The sequence below is a fragment of the Nostoc sp. 'Lobaria pulmonaria (5183) cyanobiont' genome (assembly GCF_002949795.1).
In the GTDB taxonomy this organism is placed as follows: Bacteria; Cyanobacteriota; Cyanobacteriia; order Cyanobacteriales; family Nostocaceae; genus Nostoc.
Genome location: NZ_CP026692.1, coordinates 1,977,966 through 1,989,150 on the forward strand (window position 1 = coordinate 1,977,966; position 11,185 = coordinate 1,989,150).

Here is an 11,185-nt window from a genome sequence, read left to right on the forward strand (position 1 = left end):
CAAAGGTATTGCTTTGATAAAGAGTTTTAGCCTTAACCCAAGCGTATTGCTCTATAAGACTTGTGTGTATACCGTAGCTCTACGAAGAAAGAGGTTTTTTAGACAATAAGTGGTTGTATGATGTCCGGCAAATTACCCCTAATATATACATTGCGAGTGGAACGAAGTGAAGCAATTGCAGAGTCCTTGTAATTGCTTCACTTCGTACCTTACGGGAAGGCCAAGGGCGAACGCAATGACATTTGAACGGACATGATATTAGACAAAATTATTTATGTCATTGCGAACGCTTCATTCGCAATCACAAATGTATATTTAATTTTGCACTACTACTTAGTGAACAGTCAGATTAATAATAGCTGCCAGATTTCCGATGTTCCAAAGCCGTGACACCATCATTTTCCAACACTTCACCGCCATCGATGACAGCATAAATTAACCATCGATCGCCACATTCCAGCTGATTTTGCACTGTACATTCTAAATAGGCTAATGCCTCATTCAGAATCAAACAACCATTCAGAGCAGTTTTTGTGTCAAGATTTGCAAAGGGATTATCGCCTAAAGTGCTATGACGAGAAAAATAGCGCCGCACATTTCTTCCTTCTTTAAGGATATTCAGTACAAATTTATCACCAGGATGATGCATTAAATCTGCATTTTGCTCGTTAGCGATCGCAATCATAATTCCTGGCGGGTTAAAAGTTGCCTGCGATACCCAAGAAGTTAAAACCCCTTTGTGAGTTTCTTCATCACGAGTTGTCACAACACACAGAGAACCAATGATTCGTCCCACCGCTTGTTCGGTACGATCTACATGGGTTTCTGTGACAATCTGGCGGGAAGTCCGCAGTTTTTTGGTTTTCTTCAAGTTTTGGGCAAAGGAAGCACCGGCTTGTTGACATTGCTGGAGAATCTCAGGAGTGGGACTGAAACGCACCCGAATGGTTTCAAATCCTAGTTGATAATTAGCATCTTTGAGCTTGCTTTCGATTAAATCAATTGCTTCGCCACTCCAACCATAAGAACCAAACACCCCTGCTAACTTAGTTTTAGCCGCCACCGAGAGAACTATTCCTAAAGCAGTTTGAATTTGAGTCGGTGCATGGCCGCCTAAAGTGGGTGAGCCAATAATCAAGCCATCGCAGGTTTCTACAATGCGGTTAATCTGTGCAGAATCGGCTAGTTCGCAGTTGATTAATTCTAGATTAACTCCATTTTGAATCAAACCTTGAGCGATCGCATTCGCCATAATTGCTGTATTTCCATAAGCAGAAGCATAAAGCAAAGCGACACTCAACTCTTGAGATTTTTGCCCTTGACACCATTGACGGTAATCATAGGTAAAACGACTGAGGCTGTAACGGACAACCGGGCCGTGTGCTGGGGCGTAACATCTAGCTCCCAAAAGCGATATTTTATCTAAGGCTACTTCAACTTGTTTGGCTTGGGGCGCATGGAGACATTCAAAATAGTAACGACGTTCCGCATCTAATCCCTTCCAATCTTCATCAAACAAAGTATCTTCGCAAATATGAGCGCCAAAAAGTTTGTCTGTGTAGAGAATTTTTGTAGCAGAATCGTAAGTACAAAGTCCATCGGCCCAACGGGGAGTTGGTACGGTGATAAATGATAGAAGATGTCCTTGTCCTAAATTTAGAGTATCCTGCGATCGCATCACTTGGATAGGTGATTCAAATTCGGGAAAGGCAGTTTTTAGAGCATTGGCGGCGGGGCGAGAACAAATGATAGTGGCTTGAGGAACCAGAGAGAGCAATACTTGCAAGGTTGCTCTGCGGTTCGGGTTGACATGACTCAGAACAATATAATCGAGGGAGATGAAATCTAGATGTTGTGCTAGTTGCTCAAGGTAAATATCGGTAAAAGATTCGCCGGGAGGGTCAATTAAAACCTTTTTATCAGCTTGAATCAGATAAGAATTCGCTGTAGTTCCCCGTTGGCGGGAATACTCCACCTCAAATTTTAGTCTGTCCCAAGTCCGCGATCGCATAATCAGAGTATTTTTACCAATTTCAGCAACTTGTACATCTCTGCTATGGTTGGACGTTAATGTGACAGTAGACATAATAACCTCTGTTAATTTGGGAATTGGGCAAATAATTCGTAATTCGTAATTCGTAATTCGTAATTTGAAATAATAATGCTATACATTTTTATGTCTTTATTGAGGAATATTATGGGCTTGTATTCTTCAATTACGAATTACGAATTATAAATTACGAATTATGTTGACCATTGGTTTGTGTTAATTCAGACTTGGCTCGGCTTCTATAGCGTTTAGATGCTTCTTGTTCCGGGTCTATACCTTCAAAGGTCGGGGGTAGCCAAACTCTGAGAAACAGTAGTATTCCCAGCACTAATAAAAAGGCACAAGTTGCTAAAACTTGACTCCAACTTGTTTCTAGAACACCTTTAACAATGACCTCTCGCAAAGCAGAAACAATGGAAACTTCAACAGCTACCCCAATAGATACTCGATGTTCCTGTAGGTAAATAATCAGCAGTCGGAACAACTCAACTAAGATAAGTAAAAAGAGAATATCGGCAGTAACAGCATGAAAATCTAGAGGCGGAAGTAAGGAGAGAAACATATCTCTCACCTGAAGCACCATGAAGCTAAATAAACCGATACACAAAGAAATTACAATTATATCTTGGATAAATTCCAAGGTTCGCACAACGCGCGCCCGATTGATTTCGTACATGGTAATCGGGGTGTTTTCAACAGATTTATACATAGTTGTTGGGAGACGCGATGAATCGCGTACAAGGGTGGGTAGAGACGCGATTCATCGCGTCTGTAAGAAGCAGGGGAAATAAAGGAGAATGACAAATTACAAATGACAAATGACAAATTAGTAATGATTGCCAATTTTGCGGTGATGGGCGGCGGTAAGTGCATTTAGCTTGGCGACTCTTCCAGTTTGGACTGTGCTATAAATTACCCAATGATCTCCACAATCCATGCGGCTAGTGATTTCACATTCCATGTAAGCTAGAGCTTCAGCTAAAACGGGCGATTCATTTTTAGCTGGATATGTTTTCACTCCAGCAAATCTATCTGCACCAGGAGCAAAACGCTTAATAAAGTGTTTCATTAATCCTTGATATTTGCCTTCTTCTAAAACATTTAAAACAAAGCGATCGCCAACGTGCATCAAGGATTCAATTGCCCGATCTTTGGATACTGCGATCGCCACTCCCAAAGGCTCAAGACTCGCTTGTGTCACCCAAGAAGCCAACATCGCACTCTGAATTTCTCCTTTTTTGGCGGTGATGATGTATAATCCTGTGCTAATCCGCCCTAAAGCTTTTTCTAGCTCAGTATTGATAGATTTAATTTGTTTGATGGTGCGATCGCGGGTCAACCATTGACCCATATCTATCCCCGCTTCATCACAAAATTGTTCTGTTGCTTGGGTAGGGATTTCCTTAACTAAAATAGGTGGAAAAGCTTCAGTTAATCCCAGTTCTTGAAACTTATTACGTAATGGGTAAATTGGTTCATCTTCTCCACCTCCCGACTCTAATAAACCAATTGCCTGCTTCTTGTGAACAGCAGCTAAAATTGTACTTAAAGCAGCTTGAGCGATCGCCGAAGATTGGGGTGGCATTGCAATTACTAAACCAGAAGCTTGTGCAACTAATTCTCGAACTTCTTGAGGCTCGGCAGTATTGAGGTCTATTAATTCGACTGCTACGCCTGTTTTTGCGCATCCATGAGCTATGGTACGGACTAAATGCTCGCTATGTCCGTAATCTTCAACATAAAATAGAGACACTAAAGTCTCTGTTTTTGCTTGTTCTAAACTCCAGTTTTGATAGCGTCCGAGCCATTCCGAGATATAGTGTTGTAATAAAGGGCCATGTCCCGTAGCAACTGTTCCTATTTCTAACTTTTCAATCCGCTTTAAAGCTGCTAAGACAGATCGGGCATTGGGGCCCATGAGACAATCATAGTAATAGTGAAAATCCTCCTCTATTGAGGTAATATTTTCATCATAAGTGTGGTCATCACAATAGTGCATCCCAAACACATCACAGGTGTAGAGAATGGAAGTTTTGTGGTCATAGGTCAAGATTGTGTCAGGCCAGTGTAAGTTTGGTGCAGAGATAAATTCTAATTCGTGTCCGTTGCCTAAATCTAATCGCTCTCCACTTTTCACCTGCATTGATTTAAAAGGCTGGTGAACCATATTTTCTAGGAATTGAATAGCTACCTTAGCACCAACAACAGTAATGGAGGGAGCTAATTCTAAAATATTTTTCACTAGGCCACTGTGGTCAGGTTCTGTATGGCTAATAATCAAGTAATCTATCTTAGCCGGATCGATTAATTCCACCAGTATCTCAAGATATAATTGCTCAAACTTGCGGTGAGATGTGTCAACTAAGGCAATTTTTTCTCCTTGAATTAAGAAAGAATTATAGGTTGTACCATTACGTAAACCAAACTCGATATCAAAACGTTCTCTATCCCAATCGAGACAACGTATAGCAGTCGTTTCAGGAGCAATTTCAACAGTTTCAATCGTCAAACGCCCAGGATTGGAAATAACTTGAGTAAGCTGTGTGAGTGCAACCATTTATTTTCTCCAAAAAGAATATTATCTGGAGCGAGTGTTATGTTTCTTATATTTACCTGAAATACTCAATTAGTAAAATGCCAATTTATAAAGCTAATCATCAGAAATCTTTATTCATCATTTAACTTGATTTACCATTGAATTGTTCAATGTTTATCATTACTTTTATCTTCAATAATGAGCGTGAGAAAAGGTAAATACTAAGTTAGAATGTTTACGCATGTCGTTAACCTTTCTTCGTCCTCCTATACAACAAATCAACAGCGAAATTGCCCGTCACGCTGGTGTTGATCTGTATGTGCTGCGCCTCGATCTTATGCACCCGTGGGTTAACGGCAATAAGTGGTTTAAGCTGAAATACAATCTTTTGGAGGCTAAGGAGAAAAATTTCACAACGCTGCTAACCTTTGGCGGCGCTTATTCTAATCACATCTATGCAACTGCGGCGGCTGGTAATCTTTGCGGTTTTCGCACTATCGGGGTAATTCGTGGAGAGGAGAGGCTACCGTTAAACCCGACGCTGAGTTTTGCTGTACAACAGGGTATGCAGCTTGTCTATCTGAACCGCGAGATGTATCGACAGCGCAATACACCAGCGTTAGAAGAATCTCTGCAACAACGTTTCGGTAAGGTGTTTATCATTCCTGAAGGTGGGAGTAATTTAAATGGTGTGCGCGGCTGTACAGAGATAATTGATCGTGCGATGCCTACGGCTGGCTACGCCTACGCATTTGATCATATATGCGTAGCTTGCGGTACAGCTACCACACTAGCAGGTATTGCGCTTTCGTTGCATGAAGGACAAAGAGCGATCGCTTTTCCTGTATTGAAGAATGGCGCATTTCTTGCACAAGAAATTGAAACTTTGTTGACAAATTACCTCGCCTCTGATTTACCTGCACCATATAGTTCTCCCGCTTCCTGGGAATTGGTATGTGATTACCACTTTGGTGGTTATGCAAAGGTGAACGACGAGTTAATACTGTTCAGCCAGCAGTTCACACAGGAACATGACGTACCCCTTGATTACGTATATACCGCTAAAATGTTTTACGGAGTGATGGATTTACTACAGCAGGGATTTTTTCGTAGAGGCGATTCCTTACTGCTGGTACACACAGGCGGCTTACAAGGCAACGTTGGCATGGAGAAAAGTTTGCAGAGATTTTCTAAAATCTGAGTTGCCACTTAATTAAATATCAGTTAGCTTTGTATGGAATTTTACTACAACCAGTGAAATTCAGAGGCCAATCTTGATATTTACTCAAAGTTAGGTAAGGTTAATTCTATGTTTACATCTACTGAACGTATTAAACCGGATGCTCAGAGTATTCCTCTCTATTTAGAAAGTCTTCTCTCACACAAGTATCAAATTCCAACTTTTCAAAGAGATGTTGTTTGGGAGAAAGAGAATGTAAAAAAACTTTGGGATAGTATTTATAAGTTTTACCCTTTAGGAAGTATTCTAATTTGGAAAACTAATACCAAGTTAGAAAGTCATAGGGAAATAGGTGGTATAAAATTTGCTGATAATTTTTACTCTAATGAGTATCAGTACATTTTAGATGGACAACAAAGAACAACTTCTCTCTTAACATCAATCTATGGGGGTAAGATTGCTAATAACGAAAACTTTGATCCAACACTATATATAGATTTGACTATTGAACTTACTGATGCAACTGATGACACCAGCTATGCAAAAAGGTTTTTATTTTGGGACGAAATAGACGATAGAGATGGTCAGCTAAAAGCAAATATTGGAAAAAAACAACGTTATCAAGATAAACTAATTGTCAGCTTAATAGATATAATTAAAGACCGTGGGGAAATAGAAAGAAATATTTATGTAAGTGTTAATAGAGAATTTGATCATTCTTATATGCAACAATTTAGGAGAATTAGGGAAGTTTTGGCTAATTACAAAATTTCCTTTATTGAGTTAAGAGGTATTGAAGTTGCGGAAGTTTGTCAAATATTTGAGCGGATTAATCAAGCTGGCAAACCCTTGGATATCTTTGATATTGTGGTTGCTAAGACTTTTCGTTCTGAAAATAAGACAAATAATATCTCTGGGTTCTATCTTCGGGAATTATTTGATAAATTTAAAAAAACTATTTCTAGTAGTCAATATGCCAGTATTGATAATTGGACATTGCTCCAAATGCTAGCTGTAGTAGTAAAATCTGAATTTCCCGAAGCTGGGATACAAAATATTACTGATATGTATCTTAATAAGCTAAAAACAGAGCATATTGAAGCTGTATGGTCTGATTTTAAAATAGCCGTTGCTAAAACTTTTGATTTCTTTGATAATATTTTGCATATAAAGGGTGGAAGATTAATTCCTTACCGATATTTATACCTGACTATCACAGCATACTTTTATCGGAATGATAAACCAGATTATAGTTTTCTAGGTAAGTATTTTTGGTATTATAGTTTTCATAATGCAGAGTTACTAACAAACACTTCTCACCTCTGGAAACATATAGACTTTGTTAATCAGCAAAAGGCTAATAGTACTTACTCATTCAATCAATTTGATATTGATAAGAATTCTCTCAGGAAATCTTTCTATAGTTATAGAGGTCGCTTATCCAGAGCAATACTATCACTTTATGCAAACCACAAGCCGCAAGATTGGGCAAAACCTCATAGAGATATTTTGTCTGATGTTTATTATTTGCTAACAGATAAGCCTAACTTGCACCATATATTTCCAGTTAACTTTATTAAACAGAGTGGTATTGCTAGTCAAATAGAATCTGACAGCTTGATGAATATTGCCTATCTGTCTCAAATAACTAATTTGAAAATTAGCGATAGAAATCCATTACATTATCTCAAAGAATATGACGAGCCTGGTTTAGAGACAGTGCTACGCTCTCATCTTATACCGACAATCATTCTTGAATGGTCAAGAGGCGATGCACTTCCTGAACACGCCCTAACTATTTTTATTGAAGAAAGGGTAAACCTGTTATTAGAGGCTTTGAAGCTGAAGTTAGAAGGAATTGAATTTAAGGTTTTTGATATGGGTAATCCCACAGATAATATCCATTTTTAGAAAAGCGATTTTCCTAAAAAGAGGCATTGCTGGTTTTCATGCTTACCGTTTATTCTGTAAACTTTGAATAGTAGCGATCGCATGTTTCGCCACAATATCAATCTCTTCTTCTGTAGTAAACCGTCCAATACCAAACCGCACCGAAGCATAAGCTAGCTTTTCTGAATGTCCCAGTGCTGTAAGAACATGGGAAGGTGCAGTAGTTGCTGACGAGCAAGCAGATCCAGAAGAAACTGCCATTACTGGCTGCAATCCTAGCAAAAGTGCGGCTCCATCCACTCCCTCAACACTGATATTCAAGTTTCCCGCCAATCGCTGTTGAGGATGTCCGTTGAAATGAATTCCTTCAACTTGCGAAAGCTGTTCCCACAATCTTTGTCTTAACTGAGTGAGGCGTTGGGTTTCTGTCTCTTGTTCAGCCAAAGCGATTTCTACAGCTTTGCCAAAGCCGACAATTTGCGGTGTATACAATGTACCAGAGCGCATCCCCCGCTCGTGTCCGCCGCCGTGCTGCTGGGGAGCTAGTTGTACTCTGGGGTTGCGCCTGCGGACGTACAGCGCTCCAATACCTTTGGGGCCATATACTTTATGTGCTGTGAGTGACATCAAGTCAATTTTCATCGCCTGCACATCCAAGGGAATTTTACCAATAGCTTGGGCAGCATCGGTATGGAATAGAATTTGGTGTTCATGGCACATTTCCCCAATTTCTGCCAATGGCTGTAACACGCCAATTTCGTTATTTGCAGCCATCACCGATACTAAAATCGTCTCAGGACGGAAAGCGTTTTTTAACTCAATTAAATCAATCAATCCATCTTTTTGGACAGGGAGAATAGTAATTTCAAAACCGAGACTTTTTAAATAATTACAAGGATCGATTACTGCACTATGTTCAGTGGCAATAGTAATAATATGCTGACCTTTTTTAAAATAAGCTTCGGCAACACCTTTAATAGCTAGATTATTTGCTTCTGTTGCCCCACTCGTAAAAACAATTTCTTCTAGTGTGGCGTTGATTGCTGCTACTAAAATTTCTCGTGTTTGCTTCACAGCAGCTTCTGCTTCCCAACCGTAAACATGACTAATACTAGCTGGGTTGCCAAAGTGTTCTGTAAAATAAGGAAGCATTACTGCTAATACCCGTTCATCTACAGGTGTGGTAGCGTGACAATCAAGGTAGATAGGGCGAATAGACATAAATTAACTCAAAATTTGACTCAAATTTTTTAATACACTTAAAACCTGATAAAGTTCACTTTTTCGTTTCAAAAGCGTAAATTTATCAGACATAGCATACTTTGGCTGATTTTCTTTTGTCAGTTTCAAGAAAATAAAATCACTACCATTTGTTACTAATCCAAAACTAGGTTTGTCTTGATGAGGATTAGCTAGCATATAAACAAGTGCTTGAGGTATAGCTTCTAAAAGAGAAAAGCTAGACCTTTTAGATTCAATTACTAACAACCAGAATTGTTCTTGAATAACTAAAATATCAATTCTACCTCTAATAATTTCTCCTTCATCTTCGGCAGAAAGTTCTATTGATTGTTCGCCTCTGATATAAAAAGGCTCATCATAAAATCCAGCTAAATTGAGTAAAGGAGATAAAACTACTAATTTTACCGTTTCTTCTGACAAAGGAGGATGCTTGACTAAACGGAGATAATGAAGTTTTATTCTGTCTAAATCTGGCTTTTCTAAATCTGTAATTTCCGGTAAATTTTCAAACCATTCTGTGAAAAATGCCTCATCTTCTGCTAGCTGTAGACTAAATTTTTCCTCCAAATAGGCAAGCCCGACATTTTGTGCTTGGATAAATTGAACCATAATTTATTTAAGAAATGCAATATAAACCTCATTTATGTTGAGAACCGTAGTTTTTGCCCTCACCCTAAATCCCTCTCCCTACTTGGGAGAGGGACTTCTTTCCGGCTCCCCTTCTCCCAATATTGGGAGAAGGGGCTGGGGGATGAGGGTTTTTCTATTCATACAGAACTACGGTTTTCAACGTGGACGCAGTTTAACTATTATGACACTGTTACAGTATTAACATATTGGTCTGTCAAGATAATTTTGAGGGTTTGTAGTAAGCACTTTAGTGCCTAGTAAATAAGAACTGAAGTCCTTACTACTAAATTGCTTATTCATCAATTTCAGCTTGACACACCACTAGAGAGAAAGAGCAAAGATAATTAATTTAAAAATTGACCTATTTTTTTTAGTATATTCAAAACTTTATATAATTCATGATCACGTCTATATAAAGTGAATCTATCAGATAAAGCATACATTGGTTTATCTTGTTTTATCAACTTGATAAATTGGAGATATTCTCCATTCCTTACTAAGGAATATGCAGGATGCTCAGGCTGAGGATTTGCCAACATATAAGTCAAAGCTTGAGGAATCGCCTTTGCCAAGGAAAACTAGACCTCTTAGATTCAATTACCAGTAACCATATCTGCTCTTGGAGAACCAAGACATCAATTTTACCTTTAATGATTTCTTTACTCTCTTCGGTGTTTAATTTATTATCAATGATAACTTGTTCGCTAATCTCTACACTTTCTTCTGTAGCAATATAAAAAGGAGAACGATAAAAACCAGCTAAATCTAGTAACGGAGATAATACTACCAATTTTACAGCTTCTTCTAAAAGAGGAGCATTTTCAAGGACATTGAGATAGTTATTTTTAACTCTGTCTAAATATTGCTTTTCTAATTCAGTCATTTCAAGGATGTAGTCAAATCACTCTGTAAAAAATTGCTCATCTTCAGATTTGTATAAAGCAAATTTTTTCTTTAAGTAGGCAAGAGTGACATTTTGAGCTTGGATAACTTGAATCATGTTTATTTAAACTTGCAAAAAGTTTAATTCCTGACTTTAATTATCACGCTAGCAGTTTTTAGCATCCAGTTGCGTTAAGTGGCTGCTAATTCCTGCAATTTAGTTAAAACTGCCTGAGCATGACCTTTTGTTTTTACATTAGGCCAAGCATAGACAATAATTTTATCCGGTGAAATTAAAAAGGTTGAGCGAACAACACCCATATATTCTTTGCCCATAAACTTCTTCAATTGCCAAGCGCCGTAGGCTTCAATCAAAATATGTTCTGGGTCACTTAAAAGGGTGATTGACAAGTTATGTTTGCTAATAAATTTACAATGGGACTTACCCAAATCTGGACTTACACCTAAGATTTTTGCTCCCAGTGCGCTGAAGTCTTGATACAACTCGGTGAAATCTTTCGCTTCGGTGGTACAACCGGGTGTGTCATCTTTAGGGTAGAAGTAGAGGACAACCCATTGACTGCTGAGGTCGTCGAGAGTGACTGCATTGCCATTTTGGTCAGGGGTGGAGAAATCTGGCGCTGGTTGTCCGACTTGGGGAATGTTGCTCATGATGAAGGTAGGAGAGATTGCGTAAGCGTAGCTTGTAGACATCGCTTTAGAATTGTACAGTACATATATTGAGTATATTGAGCGATGACACGTAACCACTAAT

9 protein-coding genes are annotated in these 11,185 nt (G+C 38.7%); 2 read left to right on the plus strand and 7 right to left on the minus strand.

Annotation, left to right across the window (positions count from 1 at the left end):
- Positions 1-349: 349 nt before the first annotated feature.
- From NLP_RS08535 to NLP_RS08545, 3 genes are all read right to left on the minus strand, one after another.
- Positions 350-2,086, minus strand: a complete 1,737-nt coding sequence (locus NLP_RS08535) for a diflavin flavoprotein (RefSeq protein ID WP_104906021.1) — start codon at positions 2,084-2,086, stop codon at positions 350-352.
- Positions 2,087-2,237: 151 nt separating this feature from the next.
- Positions 2,238-2,759 carry a phosphate-starvation-inducible PsiE family protein gene (locus tag NLP_RS08540; RefSeq protein WP_104906022.1) on the minus strand — a complete coding sequence of 174 codons (522 nt, stop codon included), beginning with the start codon at positions 2,757-2,759 and terminating at the stop codon, positions 2,238-2,240.
- A gap of 117 nt (positions 2,760-2,876) precedes the next feature.
- Positions 2,877-4,607 carry a diflavin flavoprotein gene (locus NLP_RS08545; RefSeq protein WP_104906023.1) on the minus strand — a complete coding sequence of 577 codons (1,731 nt, stop codon included), beginning with the start codon at positions 4,605-4,607 and terminating at the stop codon, positions 2,877-2,879.
- Positions 4,608-4,827: 220 nt separating this feature from the next.
- Between NLP_RS08545 and NLP_RS08550 the strand changes: the two genes are divergently transcribed.
- Complete coding sequence (locus tag NLP_RS08550) at positions 4,828-5,787, plus strand: 1-aminocyclopropane-1-carboxylate deaminase/D-cysteine desulfhydrase (protein ID WP_104906024.1); 960 nt, start codon at positions 4,828-4,830, stop codon at positions 5,785-5,787.
- A 108-nt stretch (positions 5,788-5,895) separates the two neighbouring features.
- On the plus strand, positions 5,896-7,677 hold the full coding sequence (locus tag NLP_RS08555; protein WP_104906025.1) for a GmrSD restriction endonuclease domain-containing protein: 1,782 nt from the start codon (positions 5,896-5,898) through the stop codon (positions 7,675-7,677).
- Positions 7,678-7,719: 42 nt separating this feature from the next.
- On the opposite strand, the gene NLP_RS08560 is transcribed toward NLP_RS08555, so the two are convergent.
- From NLP_RS08560 to bcp, 4 genes are all read right to left on the minus strand, one after another.
- Positions 7,720-8,877 (minus strand): cysteine desulfurase family protein, encoded by a 1,158-nt coding sequence (locus tag NLP_RS08560; protein ID WP_104906026.1) that lies wholly within the window; start codon positions 8,875-8,877, stop codon positions 7,720-7,722.
- Positions 8,878-8,880: 3 nt separating this feature from the next.
- Complete coding sequence (locus NLP_RS08565; RefSeq protein ID WP_104906027.1) at positions 8,881-9,507, minus strand: type I restriction endonuclease; 627 nt, start codon at positions 9,505-9,507, stop codon at positions 8,881-8,883.
- Between the two features lie 565 nt (positions 9,508-10,072).
- Positions 10,073-10,411 (minus strand): hypothetical protein, encoded by a 339-nt coding sequence (locus NLP_RS35765; RefSeq protein ID WP_325034728.1) that lies wholly within the window; start codon positions 10,409-10,411, stop codon positions 10,073-10,075.
- 191 nt (positions 10,412-10,602) lie between these two features.
- The gene (gene bcp, locus NLP_RS08575) at positions 10,603-11,082 is read right to left on the minus strand and encodes a thioredoxin-dependent thiol peroxidase (protein ID WP_104909813.1); all 480 of its coding nucleotides are present in this window, start codon (positions 11,080-11,082) and stop codon (positions 10,603-10,605) included.
- Positions 11,083-11,185: the final 103 nt, after the last annotated feature.